The sequence below is a fragment of the Pseudarthrobacter sp. efr-133-R2A-89 genome, from assembly GCF_030209315.1.
In the GTDB taxonomy this organism is placed as follows: Bacteria; Actinomycetota; Actinomycetes; order Actinomycetales; family Micrococcaceae; genus Arthrobacter.
The window spans coordinates 172,634-189,694 of the sequence record NZ_JARVSE010000001.1 but is presented as its reverse complement, the minus strand read 5'-3'; the positions used below and the strand labels follow the sequence as shown (position 1 = coordinate 189,694).

The following is a 17,061-nucleotide window of genomic DNA, read 5'->3' as shown; positions in this document are numbered from 1 at the left end:
GCGCAGGTACCCGGACTAGCCGGACGCCAGGGCGCCGTCCTGCAACCTGGCCCCGAGCGCCGGGTCGAGGTCCGCTATGCCGTTCGGCGTCACTTCGAGGACCCGCGCGGTGGCAATGTCATAGAACAGGCCGGTTGCCTGGACCTGCCCGCCGGCCAGGGCCGGCCCCGCGTGCGGATGGTTGTGGAGCTTGCCCAGCTGCACGGCCACATTGACCATCGCCAACTGGTCCACCGTGCTGTAGCCCGCGGCGGCGGCCTGCTTCCCCACCGGGTGGCCAGCAAGCAGTTCGGCATGGCTTTGCCGGGAGTGCCCCAGCCAGCGCCCGAACGCAGGGCCCAGGGAGGCATGGTCCGCGCCGTCCGCCTCGGCGATCAACGCCTTCATGGCGCCACAGTTTGAATGCCCGCAGATCACCAGCGACTTCACGCCCAGGCCGTTGACGGCGAAGGACAGGGCGGAATCGATCGAGGCGTCCTGGCCATGGTTGCACACCACGTTGCCGATGTTCCGCAGGGTGAGCAGATCGCCAGGACCACTGCTGGTAATCAGGTTGGGGTTGACGCGGGAGTCGACGCAGGCCACGAACAGGCTGTCCGGATTCTGCGCCTCGGCCAGGTCATGTACCAGGGGACGCACCTGGTCCGCGAACCGGCGGTGATACTTGTTGATGCCCTGCAGCAGGGATTCCTTCCGCGGCGGCAGAGGCAATTCGCTGGCTTCCCCGCGCCGGGGTGAACAGTTTGCCGCTTCCCGGAACAGGGTGTTGCCGTGCTCTTCGAGATTCACGGTGCCGCCTGTGGCCTGGTGCTGGGCCTGCCAGGCCAGCAGGGCTTCGCGGAACGAATGGTCCACGTAGTCCGCATTCAGCTCGACGACGACGTCCGCGGCGGCGGGGATTGACTGCAGCGTCCCGGTCAGCCCCGGCAGGGCGAAGAAGCTGCAGGATCCGGCAACGGTCACCCGCCAGGGCGACGACGGAGCGGCGGGCGGGTGGGCCTGGATCGGGGCGCGAAGGACACGCCACAGCACGCACGTGGCGGCAAGGGCGAGCCCGATCATGACGCCCTCCAGCAGGTTCAGGAAGACGACGCAGCCAAGGGTCACGGCGTAGATCAAGAGGTCACCGGTCCGCAGGCTGGTTTGGATATCGGCCACCTTGATCAGGCGCGCACCGATGACCACCAGCAGGCCGGCGAGGACCGCCAGCGGGATCAGCTGGATCAGTCCGGCGAAGAGCGCCGAGAAGGCAAGGACCCAGACGCCATGCAACACTGCGGACGTCCGTGTGGCCGCGCCGGCCTCCACGTTGGTGGCGCTGCGGACGATCACACCCGTGACGGGCAGGCCGCCCAGTGATCCGGACACGATGTTTGCGGCGCCTTGGCCGACGAGTTCCTTGTTGAGGTTGGTGCGCGGGCCGGTGTGCATTTTGTCCACTGCAACCGCGGAAAGGAGGGATTCGATGCTCGCGATCAGGGCCATGGTCAGGACTGCGAAGGCGAAGGCCCGCCAGTTTCCGTCGGGAAGCTGCGGCAGCGCGATCGCATCGAAGATCGACCCGTCGAGGGAGATCCGTTCCACCCCCGGGGCAAAGGCGACCGCCAGCGCGGTGCCGGCGGCAACTGCCGCCAGCGGGCCTGGCACCCGGCGGACAATGGGGGGAAGGAACCGCCAGCACAGCAGGATCACGATGACCGCCAGGCCCAGCAGGGCGGCATGCAGTTCCAGGTTGGTGATGGCGGCAGGCAGTCCTGCGAGGTTCTCAAGCGCGGAGCCCGCGGGCTGCGACCCCAGAAGGACGTGCAGCTGCTGCAGGATGATGGTGACGCCGATGCCGGCGAGCATGGCTTTGACCACCACGGGGGAAACGGCCAGGGCTGCCCGGCCGACGCGGCTGATGCCCAGCAGCAGCTGCACGACGCCGGCGGCCACCGTGATGGCGCACGTCACCTGCCAGCCGAATTCCTGGACCAGGCCGGCCACGACCACGGTCAGCCCGGCGGCGGGGCCACTCACCTGGAGCGGTGAGCCGCCAAGACTGCCGGCCACGATGCCGCCGATCGCGGCGGCGATCAATCCCGCCATGATCGGGGCGCCGGATGCCGCCGCGATGCCAAGCGACAGCGGGAGCGCGACGAGGAACACGACCAGGGACGCGGGGACGTCGGCGCCGAGATGGGAGGCAAACCCGGGGATTCCGGGTTTTTTCCGAAGCGGGTTACTGTTTCCGCCCGGTGGGCTGTGGCTGGGCGCGGGGACGGCTGTGGGACGGGCTTCCATGGGCTGTTTCCTTTGCTTGCGGGAAGGGTCCGGTCCACCGTAAGCAGCTGGTCATGTTCAATGACAGTTAACGTGACAGATATGACAAATATGTCATACAGTTCGCCAAGGGAACGAATCGCCGATTTGCTTCCACGCCTGCCGCCCCAACAAAGCTCAACAACAAAGACGGCGGCCCCCACCTTGGGGTGGGGGCCGCCGGAAGCTTCGTACGGCGGTTCAGCTAGCCGCCTGCCACCGCCCGGCCGATGAAGGGATCGACGGCAAGGGCGATGAAGAGCAGGGTCAGGTAGCTGATGGAGCCATGGAACACCTTCATTGCGCGCTTGTCGGAGATGTCCTCCCGCTGCGCGCGGGCATACAGGGCATGGGACTCATAAAGGAACCAGGCGCCCGCCACGACCGCCGTGGCCGTGTAGACCCAACCGGCGCCGCCTGCGGGAATCATCAGCAGCGAGCAGGCGACCATGGCCCAGGCATAGAGGACAACCTGGACGGAAACCACCTTGGCGCCGGCGATGGCGCCAAGCATTGGGACATTGGCGTTGCGGTAGTCCTCGCCGTAGCGCATTGACAGCGGCCAGTAGTGCGGCGGTGTCCACAGGAAAATCACCATGAAGAGAATGACCGCCGGCCACTCCACCGAATTGGTCACCGCAGCCCAGGCAATCAGGACCGGGAAGCACCCTGCGGCGCCGCCCCACACAATGTTCTGTGCGGTACGGCGCTTCAGGATCATGGTGTAGACCACCACGTAGAAGAAGATGGCGCCCAGGCCGAGCCAGGCCGACAGCGGGTTCGCACCAAACCAGAGGATCACGATCGCCGCCGCACCCAGCAGCCATGAGAAGACCAGCGCTTCGCGGGGCGTGACTTCGCCCGTCACCAGCGGCCGGTTTTCGGTGCGGTGCATCAGCTTGTCGATATCCCGGTCGATGTAGCAGTTGAATGCCCCGGCACTTCCGGCGGCGAAGGCGCCCCCCACCAGGGTGGCAAGGATCAGGCCGATGGACGGGAAGCCCCGCTCGGCATAGATCATGGTGGGCAGGGTGCTCACCAGGAGCAGTTCGATCACGCGGGGCTTGGTGAGGGCGAGATACGCCTTTGCCTTGCGGGCAAACCCGGAGCCTGAGGCCCGGGATGCGTTTAGCGGCGTATCTGTTGTGCTCACGGTGGCAGTCACCCGTTCTGTGTGGCAGTTGAGGCTGGCTGTGCAGCTCCGGTCGTGCGGCCCCGCCCCGGGCATGGCACGACGAAAGGAAATTGCCATCTGCCTGCAGCTGCCGGGAAACTCCGGCGGCGTTGGTGCCCACCGGTGTCGGCCTCCAAATATCATACCGTGCCGACACCCCCGCCCGGGGCCCGCCGTATGCGCAGTTGATCGCTCGCAGGCCCATTCGAGCAGATTAACTCAGCCTTCCGCCGGAGCCTTTTACAAAAGGGAAAATTGCGTCCAAAACGTGAGATTCGGGCCGCCCGGACTATGGATAAGAGCTAAGCTGTCACCAGATCAGCACGCAGCAAGAAAGCGGTGGAAAACGCATTCCCATTCGCTGTTCGTGACTGAAAGCAAAGATCAACGTTTCGATGGTGAACGGCTGGTACACACCAAAGCGGCGCCACAGAGCGCGTCCATAGCCGGATCCGGTGTACCACTGCCACCAGCACAGAGAGGGGCCCGGTTTTCGTGCCACATTTGGAAGAGCAAGAACTGTCATGGACCAGCCTGGACCAGCGCGCCGTGGATACTATCCGCGTGCTGGCAGCGGATGCCGTAGAGAAGGTGGGCAACGGCCACCCGGGTACGGCAATGAGCCTGGCCCCGGCCGCGTACCTTCTTTTCCAGAAGCTGATGCGCCACGATCCGCGTGATCCGCACTGGCTGGGCCGCGACCGCTTTATCCTGTCCCCCGGCCACACGTCCCTCACGCTCTACATCCAGCTGTTCCTTTCCGGCTATGGCCTGGAACTGAAGGACCTGGAGGCGCTGCGCACCTGGGGTTCACTCACCCCGGGGCACCCTGAGTACAAGCACACCGCCGGCGTGGAAATCACCACCGGCCCGCTGGGCCAGGGCCTGGCGTCCTCCGTGGGCTTTGCCTACTCCCAGCGCCGCCAGCGCGGCCTCTTTGACGCCGACGCTCCCGCGGGTGAATCGCCGTTCGACCACACCATCTGGGTTATCGCCTCCGACGGCGACCTCCAGGAAGGCGTCACCTCCGAGGCGTCCTCGCTGGCCGGCCACCAGGAGCTCGGCAACCTCGTAGTGATCTACGACGAGAACCACATTTCCATTGAGGACGACACGGACATCGCCTTCACCGAGGATGTCCTGAAGCGCTATGAGGCCTACGGCTGGCACACCCAGCGCGTGGACTGGACCCGCACGGGCGAATACAAGGAAGACGTCCAGGAGCTCTACTCGGCCCTGCTCGCCGCGAAGGCCGAGACCTCCAAGCCGTCCATCATCTCGCTGCGCACCATCATCGGCTACCCGGCACCCAAGAAGCAGAACACCGGCAAGATCCACGGCTCGGCCCTGGGCGCCGAGGAAGTCGCCGCACTCAAGGAAGTTCTGGGCTTCGACCCCGCCAAGTCCTTCGACGTGGACCAGGAAGTGCTCGAACACGCCCGCTCCGTGGTTGAACGCGGCGCTGCCGAACACAAGGAATGGGAAGAGTCGTTCAACGCCTGGCAGGCAGCCAACCCGGAAGGGGCAGCACTGCTGCAGCGCATCGAAGCCCGCGAACTTCCCGAGGGCATCGACGACGCCCTGCCGGTGTTCCCCGCAGGCAAGGACGTTTCCACCCGTGCGGCTTCCGGTAAGGTCCTCAATGCGCTGGGTCCGGTCCTGCCCGAACTCTGGGGCGGCTCCGCCGACCTCGCCGAGTCCAACAACACCACCATCGAGGGCTCGCCGTCCTTCGTGCCGGCCTCCAAGCAGACCGACGCGTGGTCCGGCAACCCGTATGGCCGGGTGCTGCACTTCGGCATCCGCGAGCACGCTGCCGCGTCGATCGTCAACGGCATCAGCCTGGCAGGAAACACCCGGGCGTTCTCGGGCACCTTCCTGATCTTCAGCGACTACCAGCGGCCCGCCATCCGCCTCGGCGCCCTGATGGGTGTGCCGTCCCTGTACGTCTGGACGCACGACTCCATCGGCCTGGGCGAGGACGGCCCCACCCACCAGCCGGTGGAACAGCTGGCCTCACTGCGCGCCATCGTGGGACTGGACGTGGTCCGCCCCGGCGACGCCAACGAGGTGGCTGCCGCCTGGAAGACCATGCTGGAAAACCACGCCAACCCCGCAGGCATCGTCCTGACCCGCCAGAACATCCCCACGTGGGAACGCGGTACGGGCGACGCCGAGGGCGACACCTTCGGTTCCACAGCCGGGGTTGCGAAGGGCGGCTACGTCCTGGCCGAGGCTTCGAAGGACGGCGCCACAGTACCTGCCGATGTGATCCTGATTGCCACCGGTTCCGAGGTCCAGCTGGCCGTCCAGGCCCGCGACGCGCTGCAGGCCGACGGCATCGCCGCCCGCGTTGTCTCGATGCCGTGCGTCGAGTGGTTCAAGAAGCAGGATGCCGCCTACCGCGAATCCGTCCTGCCGGCCGCCGTCAAGGCACGCGTCTCAGTGGAAGCCGGCCTGGCCTTGGGCTGGCGGGAATTCGTCGGCGACGCCGGCCATTCCATCAGCCTCGAGCACTACGGCGCTTCCGCCGACTACAAGCGCCTTTTCCAGGAGTTCGGCATCACGGCAGAAGCAGTCGCCGCCGCCGCCAAGGACTCCCTCTCCAGCCTCCAGGGCTAAACCTCATCTTTTAGGAGATACAGAAATGACTACTCCCACCCAGCAGCTCTCCGACGCCGGAGTCTCCATCTGGCTCGACGACCTTTCCCGCAAGCGCCTGGAAACCGGCACCCTGCGCAAGCTCATCGAGGAAAAGAACGTGGTTGGCGTGACCACCAACCCGTCCATCTTCCACGCAGCCATTACCTCCGGCACTGACTACGACGCCACCATCGCAGCCCAGGCCGCGGCCGGCGCCAGCGTCGAGGAAACGATCTTCGAGATCACCACCACCGACGTCGCCGACGCCTGCGACCTCTTCGCCCCGGTGGCGGCAGCCACCAAGGGCGTCGACGGCCGTGTGTCCATCGAGGTCGACCCCCGCCTGGCCTGGGACACCGCAGGCACCATCGCCGAGGCCAAGCACCTCTACCAGCGGGTCAACAAGGACAACGTCCACATCAAGATCCCGGCAACCCTGGAGGGCCTCGAGGCCATCACCGCCACCCTGGCCGAGGGCATCAGCGTCAACGTAACGCTGATCTTCTCGCTGGAGCGCTACCGCGCGGTCATCAACGCCTTCCAGTCCGGCCTGGAGCAGGCCAAGGAGAACGGCCACGACCTCGCGAAGATCCACTCCGTGGCCTCGTTCTTCGTCTCCCGGGTGGACACCGAGATCGACAAGCGCCTGGACAACATCGGCACCGATGAAGCCAAGGCGCTGAAGGGGAAGGCCGGCGTTGCCAACGCCCGCCTGGCCTACCAGGTCTACGAGGAACTCTTCTCCACTGAGCGGTGGGCACTGCTCGCCGGGGCCGGGGCACTCCCCCAGCGTCCCTTGTGGGCCTCCACCGGCGTAAAGGACCCGGCCTACCCCGACACCCTCTACGTGACCGAACTCGTCGCTCCCGGCGTCGTCAACACCATGCCGGAGAAGACCCTGGACGCTACTTTCGACCACGGCGTGGTCACCGGTGACACCGTCACCGGCACGTACGCCGAGGCGAACGCCACCCTCGACGCCCTGGAAAAGCTCGGCATCTCCTACAACGATGTCGTCGCCCTGCTCGAAACCGAAGGCCTGGACAAGTTCGTGGCCAGCTGGAAGGAACTGCTGGCCGACGTCGAAGGTGCCCTCGCCTCTGCACGGAAGGCCTCCTAACACACAATGAGCACACTCAGCTTCGACGCCACCGGCGCTGCACAGCAAGCCCTGGACCAGCACCTTCCCGCCCTGGTCGAGGACCGGATCGCCACCCGGATCTTCGCGAAGGACCACACCCTGTGGGGTCCTGATGCCGAGTCCGAGTCGGCCATCCGCCTCGGCTGGGTGGAGGCGGCCACCGTTTCACAACCCTTGGTCAAGGACATCCTGGAACTCCGCGACGCCCTGCGCGCCGAGGGCGTCACCCGGATCGTGCTTTGCGGCATGGGCGGATCCTCGCTGGCCCCCGAGGTCATCGCAGGCACGGCCGGCGTCGAGCTGACGGTGCTGGACAGTACGGACCCCGACCAGGTCCGTACTGCCCTCGAGGACCGGCTGGCCGAGACCGCAATCGTGGTCTCGTCCAAGTCCGGTTCCACCCTGGAAACCGACTCGCAGCGCCGCATCTTCGAGCAGGCCTTCACCGAGGCCGGCCTGGACGCCAAGAGCCGGATCATCATCGTGACCGATCCCGGTTCGCCACTGGACAAGTCGTCCCGCGAAACCGGGTACCGCGCGGTGTTCAACGCCGATCCCAACGTCGGCGGACGCTACTCGGCGCTGACGGCGTTCGGCCTGGTGCCCTCAGGTCTGGCCGGAGTGGATATCCAGGCCTTCCTGGATGAGGCTGAGGAAGCCGCCGAGGTCCTCAATGACGACGCCCCCGAAAACATCGGCCTTGCCCTGGGCGCCGCCCTCGGCGGGACCAGCCCGCTGCGGAACAAGATCGTGATCGCCGAGGACGGCTCCGGCATCGTTGGCTTCGCCGACTGGGCCGAGCAGCTCATCGCTGAATCGACGGGCAAGCTGGGGACGGGCATCCTGCCGGTCGTCGCGGGACCCAACGCGCCCGAGGTAACCTCCGGCGCGCCCGACGTCCTGGTGGTGCGGCTGGTAGCCGCGGATGCCGACGTCGAACTCGGAGACAACCAGGTGGCCATCGCCGGAGGCCTCGCCACCCAGATGATGGTGTGGGAGTTCGCCACCGCCGTTGCGGGCCGGCTGCTGGGCATCAACCCCTTCGACCAGCCTGACGTGGAAGCCGCCAAGGTGGCTGCCCGGGGGCTGCTGGATGCCCAGCCGGAGCCGACCCCTGCCGCTTTCGTGGACGGTGCCATCGAGGTCCGGGGCGGCGACTGGCTCGGCGCCGCCACCACCGCCGCCGAAGCCGTCGAAGCACTCCTTGGGACGCTCGCTGCCGACAGCTACCTGAGCGTCCAGGCGTACTTCGACCGCCTGGCCTTTGCCGGCCTCGAAGGAATCCGTGACGAGCTCGCTGCGGCTTCCGGCCGGCCGGTGACCTTCGGCTGGGGCCCGCGCTTCCTGCACTCCACCGGGCAGTTCCACAAGGGCGGCCCCGCGATCGGCGTGTTCCTGCAGGTCACCGCTGCTGCGGCCGAGGACCTCGCGATCCCGGACCGGCCGTTCAGCTTCGGCGAGCTCATTGCCGCCCAGGCTGCAGGCGACGCCCAGGTCCTGGGCCAGCACGGCCGGCCCGTGCTGCGCCTCCACCTCACCGACCGTGCCGCCGGTGTGGCGCAGCTGCAGGACCTTGTCGCTGCGCTGTCCACCCGCGCATCCGCAACCGAGAGCTAAGGCGCAGAAGCAACCATGCCAGAAACTGAATACGGCAGGAAGGGCGCGGGCCGCGGGCGTAATCCGTTGCGCGACCCGCGTGACCGCCGTTTGAACCGGATTGCCGGTCCTTCGTCGCTTGTCCTCTTCGGGGTGACAGGCGACCTTGCCCGGAAGAAGCTCATGCCGGCGGTGTATGACCTCGCCAACCGCGGGTTGTTGCCGCCCAGCTTTGCGCTGGTGGGATTCGCCCGCCGTGAGTGGGACAAGGAGGACTTCGCCGCCGAGGTGAAGGCCTCCGTGCAGGAGCACGCGCGCACACCGTTCGATGAGGCGGTCTGGAACCAGCTGTCCGAGGGCATCCGGTTTGTCCAGGGCGAGTTCGACGACGACGCCGCGTTCGAGCGCCTCGGCGAGACGATCAAGGAGCTCGACGACGTCCGCGGCACCCGCGGGAACCACGCGTTCTATCTGTCGATCCCGCCCAAGGCGTTCGAGCAGGTGTGCCGGCAGCTCTCCAAGCACGGCCTGGCGCAGGCTGACGGGGACAAGTGGCGGCGGGTGGTGATCGAGAAACCGTTCGGCCATGACCTGGAATCGGCGCGCCAGCTTAACGACATTGTCGAGTCCGTCTTCCCGCCGGACGCCGTATTCCGGATCGATCACTACTTGGGCAAGGAGACGGTCCAGAACATCCTGGCACTGCGTTTCGCGAACCAGCTGTTCGAACCGCTGTGGAACGCCAATTACGTGGACCATGTCCAGATCACCATGGCCGAGGACATCGGCACCGGTGGCCGCGCCGGGTATTACGACGGCGTGGGTGCGGCCCGCGACGTCATCCAGAACCACCTGCTCCAGTTGCTGGCACTGACGGCAATGGAAGAACCGATCTCCTTCAACGCCGATGACCTGCGGGCGGAAAAGGAAAAGGTCCTCGCCGCGGTCAAACTCCCGGAAGATCTCTCCACGCACTCCGCGCGCGGCCAGTTCACTGGTGGCTGGCAGGGCGGCGAGCAGGTCCAGGGCTACCTGGAGGAGGAAGGCATCCCCGCGGACTCCACCACGGAGACCTACGCGGCGATCCGGGTGGACATCCACACCCGCCGCTGGTCCGGGGTTCCGTTCTACCTGCGTGCGGGCAAGCGCCTGGGCCGCCGCGTCACCGAAATCGCCGTGGTCTTCAAACGCGCGCCGAACCTGCTCTTCCGCGACCATGGCGAGGACGACTTCGGCCAGAACGCCGTGGTGATCCGGGTCCAGCCGGACGAGGGCGTGACCATTCGGTTCGGCTCCAAGGTCCCCGGCACCCAGATGGAAGTCCGCGATGTGACCATGGACTTCGGCTACGGGCACTCGTTCACCGAATCGAGCCCCGAAGCGTACGAGCGGCTGATCCTGGACGTCCTGCTCGGTGAGCCGCCGCTGTTCCCGCGGCATCAGGAAGTGGAACTGTCCTGGAAGATCCTTGACCCGTTCGAGGAGTACTGGGCCACCCTGGCCGAACAGCCCGAACCCTACGCCCCCGGCTCCTGGGGCCCGGCCAGCGCCGATGAGCTGCTGGCCCGCGACGGACGAACCTGGAGAAGGCCATGATCGTAAACCTGCCCGACACCACCACCTCGAAGGTATCCAAGAAACTCATGTCCCTGCGCGAGCAGGGCGGGGTGATCGCCCTGGGCCGGGTCCTGACCCTCGTGGTGGTGACAAAGTCCGGGCTTGAGGAAGAGGCCATCGAGGCCGCGAATGACGCCAGCCGGGAACACCCCTGCCGGATCATCGTCCTGGCCGACGCCGGAAAGGACGCCGAGGACCGGCTCGACGCGCAGATCCGCGTGGGCGGGGATGCCGGCGCGTCCGAGGTCATCGTGCTCCGTGGCTACGGCCAGCTCGCGCACGAGTCCGAATCCCTGGTGGCCGCCCTGCTGCTCCCGGATGCCCCGATCGTGGCCTGGTGGCCGCATGGGGCACCGGAAAACGCGTGCGAGACCTCCATCGGCGCGATCGCGCACCGCAGGATCACCGACTCTGCCAACGAACCGGATCCGCAGGCCGCACTGGAACGGATCCATCACACCTACAAAGCCGGTGACACCGACCTCGCCTGGACCCGGCTGACCAACTGGCGGATCCAGCTGGCCGCGGCCCTGGACGAAGTCGATTCCTCTCCGGTCACCGCGGTCGCGGTCGAAGGCGCCTCGGACTCACCCTCCACCATCCTGCTCGCGGCGTGGCTCACCCTGACACTGGACGCGCCCGTGACCATCGTCGCGGACCCGGCCGGGACAGGCATCCGCCGCGTCCGCCTCAGCCGGCCCGGCGGTGACGTGCAGCTCTTCCGCCCAGGACTCTCGGTCGCCGAACTCACCCAGCCCGGCCAGCCTGCCCAACGGATCACCCTCCCCCGACGCAGCCTCCGCGACTGCCTCGCCGAGGAGCTCCGCCGGCTGGACCCGGACGAAGTATTCGGCGAAGTGATTACTATTGGACTGCCACGTACCAATCTAAGGAGCGTCCGACCCAGTGAGCGTTGACCCCAGAGTAAGCATCCATCCTGATTCGTCCGTCCTCATGGCCGCCATCGCGGCCCGCCTGATCACCAAGCTCGTTGATGTCCAGGACAAGTACGGCGAAGCCACAGTGGTGCTCACCGGGGGGACCGTGGGGATCGGTACGCTGAAGGCAGTGGCCGATTCCCCGGCGGCGCCCGCCGTCGACTGGTCCAAGGTCAACTTCTGGTGGGGTGACGAACGCTTCGTGGGTAGCGCGGACCCGGACCGGAACACCAAGCAGGCGTTCGATGCCTTGCTCTCGCACATTCCGGTGGACCCGGAGCGGGTCCACTCCCCGGGTTCCGCGGACGAGTTCGGCACCGCCGAGGAGGCGGCCGAAGACTATGCGCGGCAGCTCCGGGACGCGGCAGCGGCCGAACATGCAGCGGACATGTCCGATGACCGCCCGGAGGAGCCGTCAACGCTGCCACGCCTCGACGTAGTGCTCCTGGGCGTCGGCCCTGACGCCCACATCGCATCCCTGTTTCCTGAGCAAGCCGGCATCAGGGAAAAGAACCTCACGGTGGTGGGCGTCCGCAACTCGCCCAAGCCGCCGCCGCTGCGCATTTCACTGACCCTGCCAGCCATTAATACGGCGTCAGAAGTCTGGATGGTGGTGGCCGGAGAGGACAAGGCCGGGGCGGTAGGGCTTGCCCTTGCCGGCGCCAACCCGGTCCAGGTACCTGCCGCCGGGCCGCGCGGCACGTCCCGTACCCTGTGGCTGATCGACGAGAACGCCGCCTCACGTGTCCCGCAGCAACTCGTCCGAAAGGACGCCGCGGGCGCGTAGCTTTTCCAGCGCTCCGGCCAGGACGTCTTCCGCGTCCCGGTCGGAGCGCCGCTCTTTAACGTATTCCAGGTGGCTCTTGTATCCGTCGTCGAACGGATCAGCCAAGGCGGCCGCCTGCCCGTCACGGGAGGCGGGAGCGCCACAGCGGCGGCAGTCCCAGGTCACGGGAATCTGGTCCTCGGGGAGCTTGAGGAAGACCGGCTGGGTCTCGTGTCCCTTCGCACACCAATAGGACACCCTGATGCGCGGGAGGGGCTGGGCGGAAGAATCGGTGGACTGCAGGCTCGATCCGGACCCTGCCGTCACCCCGGCGCGGGTCCCCCGAAAGCCCGATGCTGGATGGACCATGACATCTCCTGCCTCGAAGCGGATGGCCGGTTGAGGCAGCTTAAACGCGACTGTGGCTGCCGGATGAACCGACAGCCACAGTTTAGATGCCCGAACCGGGCAGCGGGAGGGCCTCAGGACCCTAGTCAGCGGGACCGCTAGGAGTCGCCACCGCCGCTGAACCGCATGATCAGGCCGAGGGCAATAATCACCACGCCCCATGTAACGCCCAGGACGATGGTGAAACGGTTGAGGTTTCGTTCGGCTACTCCGGAGGAGCTAAGGCCCGAGCTCATGCCGCCGCCGAACATGTCGGAAAGCCCGCCGCCGCGACCCTTGTGCAGGAGGATCAGCAGCGTCAGCAGGAGGCTGGTGATGCCCAGGAGGATCTGCAGGATGACATGAAGAACGTCCACGACGGCCTTTCGGAAGTTGGGATGGCGGGAGTTTGTACTGGTTCCGGACTAGTCCGTGACCAGGTGGCTCTCGAACCTGACAATATTAGCAAACTCGGCGGGATCGAGGCTGGCACCGCCCACCAGGACACCGTCCACGTCGCGCTCCTGCAGGATGGCGGCGGCGTTGTTGGCTTTGACCGAACCGCCGTAGAGCAGGCGGGTCTTGGCGGCAACGTCCGCACCGAAGATGCTGTCGAGCTCCGCGCGGATGGCGGCGCACATCTCCTGCGCATCCTCCGGGCCTGCAACCTCGCCGGTGCCAATCGCCCAGACGGGCTCGTAGGCGACCACCAGTTCGGCGGCCTGGTCGTTGGTGAGTCCTGCAACTCCGGCGCGGAGCTGCTGGAGCGTGTGCTCCACGTGGGTTCCCGCCTGGCGGATTTCCAGGCCCTCCCCGACGCACAGGACAGGAGTGACCCCGTGCTTGAAGGCCGCCTTGACCTTGGCGTTCAGGATGTCGTCGGACTCGTTGTGGATGGTGCGGCGTTCGCTGTGGCCCACCAGGACGTAGGTGCAGCCAAGCTTGGCGAGGAACTGGCCGGAAATGTCGCCGGTGTAGGCTCCGGAGTCGAACTGGGAAAGGTCCTGGCCGCCGTAGGCGACCTGCAGGTCATCTCCCTGGACCAGCGTCTGGACGCCGCGGAGGTCCGTGAACGGCGGGAAGACGGCAACCTCGACACGGCTGTAGTCGTGCTTGGCGTCGGACAGGGTCCAGGCCAGCTTCTGCAGGAGAGTGATGCCCTGCACATGGTCCATGTTCATTTTCCAGTTGCCCGCGATGAAGGGCTTGCGGTCGAAGGCGCCGTTCGTTGACGTAGTCACGTGATCTCCATAAAAGTCTTGATATGTGTGCGGCCGGCAGGTTGCCGCGGGCAACCTGCCGGCCAAAGGACTGTCCAGTCCGATACTGCTGGGGCAGTTCTGCTACCGGTCCAGGACGCTGAGACCGGGAAGCTCCTTGCCTTCGAGGTATTCCAGGCTTGCACCGCCGCCGGTGGAAATGTGGCCGAACTGGTCGTCTGCGAATCCCAGGGTACGCACCGCAGCCGCGGAGTCGCCGCCGCCCACGACGGTGAATCCCGCGGTTTCCGTCAGCGCCTGCGCGATGGCGCGGGTACCGGCGGAGAACGCTTCGAATTCGAAGACGCCCATGGGGCCGTTCCAGAAGACCGTGCGCGCTCCCTTGATGCGCTCCGCGAACGCGGCTGCGGTATCCGGGCCGATATCCAGGCCGATGCCGTTGGCACCGAAGCTGCTGCTTTCGATCGACTCCGCCGGCACCGTTTCGTGCGCGGCGTCGGCAGCAAACTTCTCTGCCACCACGACGTCCGTGGGCACGACAAACTCGGTGCCCGCATCCGCGGCCCGCTTGAGGTAGTCCTGGACCACGGGGATCTGGTCTTCCTCAAGGAGGCTGGAGCCCACTTTGTGGCCGGCCGCTGCCAGGAAGGTGAACAGCATGCCGCCGCCCACCAGGATGGTGTCTGCTTTGCCGAGCAGGTTGTCGATGACTGCAAGCTTGTCGGAGACCTTGGATCCGCCGAGCACCACTACGTAGGGACGCTGGGTGTCGGTGGTCAGCTTCCGAAGGACTTCCACCTCCGTATGGACCAGGTCGCCCTGGTATGACGGCAACCGGGTGGCGACGTCGTAGACACTGGCGTGCTTGCGGTGCACGGCTCCGAAAGCATCGTCCACGTAGGCGCCGTTGTCTCCGGTCAGTGCCACGAGTTCGTCGGCGAAGGCGCCGCGTTCGGCGTCGTCCTTGCTGGTCTCCCGGGAATCGAAGCGTACGTTCTCAAGGACCAGCACTTCGCCGTCCTGGAGGGCAGCCGCAGCGTCCTTGGCGGCGTCACCAACGGTGTCAGCTGCCAGGGTGACGTTGAAGTCCGCCAGCTCGGCCAGGCGGTCAACGGCCGGCCGAAGGGAATACTTGTCCTCCGGGGCGCCCTTGGGGCGTCCGAGGTGGGCTGTTACCAGCACGCGGGCACCGGCGTCCGTGAGCTTTGACAGCACTGGCAGTGAGGCCTTGATGCGGCCGTCGTCAGTGACTGTAGAGCCGTCGAGCGGCACATTCAGGTCACTTCGAACCAGAATGTACCGCCCGCGGACACCTTCAGCGATCAGTTCGTTGAGGGTGTGAGATGTCATGTGTCTAACCCTAGCCCAGCTTGGATGCCACGAGCTCCGTGAGGTCGACGAGGCGGTTGGAGTAGCCCCATTCGTTGTCATACCAGGAAACAACCTTGACCTGGTTGCCAATGACCTTGGTCAGGCCGGCGTCGAAAATCGAGGACGCGGGGTCGCCAACGATGTCGGAGGAGACGATGGGCTCGTCCGTGTAGGTCAGGAAACCCTGCAGTTCCTCGGACTCCGAGGCGCGCTTGAGGGCGGCGTTGACTTCCTCCACGGTGGTCTCGCGGGAGACGGTGACGGTGAGGTCGGTGGCGGAGCCGGTGGGCACGGGGACGCGGATGGCGTAACCGTCCAGCTTGCCCTTGAGCTCGGGGAGGACCAGGCCGATTGCCTTGGCGGCGCCGGTGGAGGTGGGGACCATGTTGATGGCCGCAGCACGTGCACGGCGCAGGTCCTTGTGCGGGCCGTCCTGCAGGTTCTGGTCCGCGGTGTAGGCGTGCACGGTGGTCATGAGTCCACGCTCAATGCCGAATTCGTCATTTACCACCTTGGCCAGCGGGCCGAGGCAGTTGGTGGTGCAGGAGGCGTTGGAGATGATGTTGTGCGTGGCGTTGTCGTAGAGCTTGTCGTTGACGCCCATCACGATGGTGATGTCCTCGTCCGAGGCGGGAGCGGAGATCAGGACCTTCTTGGCGCCTGCATCGATGTGCTTCTGGGCGTCTGCCGCCTTGGTGAAGAAGCCGGTGGACTCGATCACGATGTCCACGCCCAGTTCGCCCCAGGGGAGCTTGGCGGGATCGCGTTCGGCCAGGACCTTGACGACGTTGCCGTTGACGACGATGTTGCCGTCCTTGACCTCGATGGTCTCCTTGAGGCGCCCGCCGACAGAGTCGTACTTGAACAGGTGGGCCAGGGCTTCGGGGCTGGTGAGGTCGTTGACGGCAACGATCTCCAGGTCCGCGCCTTGTGCAAGTGCTGCGCGGAAGTAGTTGCGGCCAATGCGGCCGAAGCCGTTGATACCAATACGGGTCGTCACTTTTACAGTCTCCTTGGTGCTTTGAGAAGCACTACTAGTTGAGCGGGCGTTCAAGCCAACTAACAGATCCCGCACGCCATTGGGCAGAGATGATTAACACGGAGGGCGACCAGCCTCATTGCTGAAGGCTAACCGCCTTCCGTGACCCATCTTACGTTTAACTGGGTCCGCCCCCGCAAGTGCGGGGGCGGACCATCCACATCCCGGCCGGTTTAAGTCAGAATGTGAAGTTTGTTACATCGATGTATAACGCAGCTCACTACGGGAGGGTGATGAGTCCCGAGGCGTTGGCGCGTGCAGCTTCGAAGCGCTGGGCGACGTCGGCCCAGTTGACGATGTTCCAGAATGCCTTGACGTAGTCGGCCTTGACGTTGACGTAGTCCAGGTAGAAGGCGTGCTCCCACATGTCCAGCATCAGCAGCGGCGTGGTGCCCAAGGCAACGTTCCCCTGCTGGTCGTACAGCTGCTCGATGACCAGGTTTCCACCGATGGGTTCGTAGGCCAGGAAGCCCCAGCCCGAGCCCTGCAGGCCCAGTGCCGCGGCGCTGAACTGGGCGCGGAACGCATCGAAGGAACCGAACGCGTCGTCGATGGCAGCTGCCAGCTCGCCTTCGGGCTTGTCGCCGCCGTCCGGGGACAGGTTGTTCCAGAAGACCGAGTGGTTGATGTGGCCGCCGGTGTGGAACGCGAGGTCCTTGGAGAGACGGTTGATGTTGGCGAAGTCGCCCTTTTCCCGTGCCTCGGCAAGCTGGGCCAGCGCGTTGTTGGCGCCGGTGACATAGGCTGCGTGGTGCTTGCTGTGGTGCAGCTCCATGATCCGCGCAGAGATGTGCGGCTCAAGGGCGGCGTAGTCGTACTTGAGTTCGGGCAATACGTACTCAGTCACAAAATCCTCCAATATCGTGGA

The 17,061-nt window shown here is 66.0% G+C and carries 14 protein-coding genes; 6 read left to right on the top strand and 8 right to left on the bottom strand.

The window, feature by feature from the left end; all coding sequences use genetic code 11:
• Positions 1 to 15: 15 nt before the first annotated feature.
• Together QRM95_RS00830 and QRM95_RS00825 are read right to left on the bottom strand one after the other, a co-directional pair.
• On the bottom strand, positions 16 to 2,283 hold the full coding sequence (locus QRM95_RS00830; RefSeq protein WP_285246034.1) for a SulP family inorganic anion transporter: 2,268 nt from the start codon (positions 2,281 to 2,283) through the stop codon (positions 16 to 18).
• A 223-nt stretch (positions 2,284 to 2,506) separates the two neighbouring features.
• Positions 2,507 to 3,466: a heme o synthase gene (locus tag QRM95_RS00825; protein ID WP_285246033.1), complete on the bottom strand. Its 960-nt coding sequence runs from the start codon at positions 3,464 to 3,466 to the stop codon at positions 2,507 to 2,509.
• A 513-nt stretch (positions 3,467 to 3,979) separates the two neighbouring features.
• Here QRM95_RS00825 and tkt point away from each other — a divergent pair.
• Genes tkt through pgl form a run of 6 tightly spaced genes read left to right on the top strand, consistent with a single transcriptional unit; the run spans position 3,980 to position 12,197 of the window.
• On the top strand, positions 3,980 to 6,097 hold the full coding sequence (tkt, locus tag QRM95_RS00820; RefSeq protein WP_285246329.1) for a transketolase: 2,118 nt from the start codon (positions 3,980 to 3,982) through the stop codon (positions 6,095 to 6,097).
• A 25-nt stretch (positions 6,098 to 6,122) separates the two neighbouring features.
• Entirely contained in the window at positions 6,123 to 7,238 is a 1,116-nt protein-coding gene (tal, locus tag QRM95_RS00815; protein WP_285246032.1) for a transaldolase, read from the top strand.
• Positions 7,239 to 7,244: 6 nt separating this feature from the next.
• On the top strand, positions 7,245 to 8,876 hold the full coding sequence (locus QRM95_RS00810) for a phosphoglucose isomerase-related protein (protein ID WP_285246031.1): 1,632 nt from the start codon (positions 7,245 to 7,247) through the stop codon (positions 8,874 to 8,876).
• A gap of 15 nt (positions 8,877 to 8,891) precedes the next feature.
• On the top strand, positions 8,892 to 10,451 hold the full coding sequence (zwf, locus tag QRM95_RS00805) for a glucose-6-phosphate dehydrogenase (RefSeq protein ID WP_285246030.1): 1,560 nt from the start codon (positions 8,892 to 8,894) through the stop codon (positions 10,449 to 10,451).
• Complete coding sequence (locus tag QRM95_RS00800) at positions 10,448 to 11,389, top strand: glucose-6-phosphate dehydrogenase assembly protein OpcA (RefSeq protein WP_018761263.1); 942 nt, start codon at positions 10,448 to 10,450, stop codon at positions 11,387 to 11,389. Before zwf ends, QRM95_RS00800 begins: the two co-directional genes overlap by 4 nt.
• A complete protein-coding gene (gene pgl, locus QRM95_RS00795) occupies positions 11,379 to 12,197 on the top strand; it encodes a 6-phosphogluconolactonase (protein ID WP_285246029.1) in 819 nt (272 codons plus the stop codon). The genes QRM95_RS00800 and pgl overlap by 11 nt, the downstream gene beginning before the upstream one ends.
• Here pgl and QRM95_RS00790 read toward each other — a convergent pair.
• From QRM95_RS00790 to QRM95_RS00765, 6 genes are all read right to left on the bottom strand, one after another.
• The gene (locus QRM95_RS00790; RefSeq protein WP_285246028.1) at positions 12,150 to 12,545 is read right to left on the bottom strand and encodes an RNA polymerase-binding protein RbpA; all 396 of its coding nucleotides are present in this window, start codon (positions 12,543 to 12,545) and stop codon (positions 12,150 to 12,152) included. The two genes, pgl and QRM95_RS00790, sit on opposite strands and share 48 nt — an antisense overlap.
• A 137-nt stretch (positions 12,546 to 12,682) precedes the next feature.
• Positions 12,683 to 12,940: a preprotein translocase subunit SecG gene (secG, locus tag QRM95_RS00785; RefSeq protein ID WP_018761260.1), complete on the bottom strand. Its 258-nt coding sequence runs from the start codon at positions 12,938 to 12,940 to the stop codon at positions 12,683 to 12,685.
• 48 nt (positions 12,941 to 12,988) lie between these two features.
• Positions 12,989 to 13,804: a triose-phosphate isomerase gene (gene tpiA / locus QRM95_RS00780; protein WP_285246027.1), complete on the bottom strand. Its 816-nt coding sequence runs from the start codon at positions 13,802 to 13,804 to the stop codon at positions 12,989 to 12,991.
• 102 nt (positions 13,805 to 13,906) lie between these two features.
• Positions 13,907 to 15,133: a phosphoglycerate kinase gene (locus QRM95_RS00775; protein ID WP_285246026.1), complete on the bottom strand. Its 1,227-nt coding sequence runs from the start codon at positions 15,131 to 15,133 to the stop codon at positions 13,907 to 13,909.
• Between the two features lie 10 nt (positions 15,134 to 15,143).
• Positions 15,144 to 16,154 carry a type I glyceraldehyde-3-phosphate dehydrogenase gene (gene gap / locus QRM95_RS00770; protein ID WP_018761257.1) on the bottom strand — a complete coding sequence of 337 codons (1,011 nt, stop codon included), beginning with the start codon at positions 16,152 to 16,154 and terminating at the stop codon, positions 15,144 to 15,146.
• Between the two features lie 259 nt (positions 16,155 to 16,413).
• Positions 16,414 to 17,040: a superoxide dismutase gene (locus tag QRM95_RS00765; RefSeq protein WP_285246025.1), complete on the bottom strand. Its 627-nt coding sequence runs from the start codon at positions 17,038 to 17,040 to the stop codon at positions 16,414 to 16,416.
• Positions 17,041 to 17,061 lie beyond the last annotated feature (21 nt).

Excerpts from the sequence above, each read along its gene's own strand:
- QRM95_RS00800 (WP_018761263.1), top strand. The coding sequence starts at position 10,448 with ATGATCGTAAACCTGCCCGACACCACCACCTCGAAGGTATCCAAGAAA.
- zwf (WP_285246030.1), top strand. The coding sequence starts at position 8,892 with ATGCCAGAAACTGAATACGGCAGGAAGGGCGCGGGCCGCGGGCGTAAT.
- QRM95_RS00830 (WP_285246034.1), bottom strand. The coding sequence starts at position 2,283 with ATGGAAGCCCGTCCCACAGCCGTCCCCGCGCCCAGCCACAGCCCACCG.
- QRM95_RS00810 (WP_285246031.1), top strand. The coding sequence starts at position 7,245 with ATGAGCACACTCAGCTTCGACGCCACCGGCGCTGCACAGCAAGCCCTG.
- QRM95_RS00790 (WP_285246028.1), bottom strand. The coding sequence starts at position 12,545 with ATGGTCCATCCAGCATCGGGCTTTCGGGGGACCCGCGCCGGGGTGACG.
- tal (WP_285246032.1), top strand. The coding sequence starts at position 6,123 with ATGACTACTCCCACCCAGCAGCTCTCCGACGCCGGAGTCTCCATCTGG.
- QRM95_RS00775 (WP_285246026.1), bottom strand. The coding sequence starts at position 15,133 with ATGACATCTCACACCCTCAACGAACTGATCGCTGAAGGTGTCCGCGGG.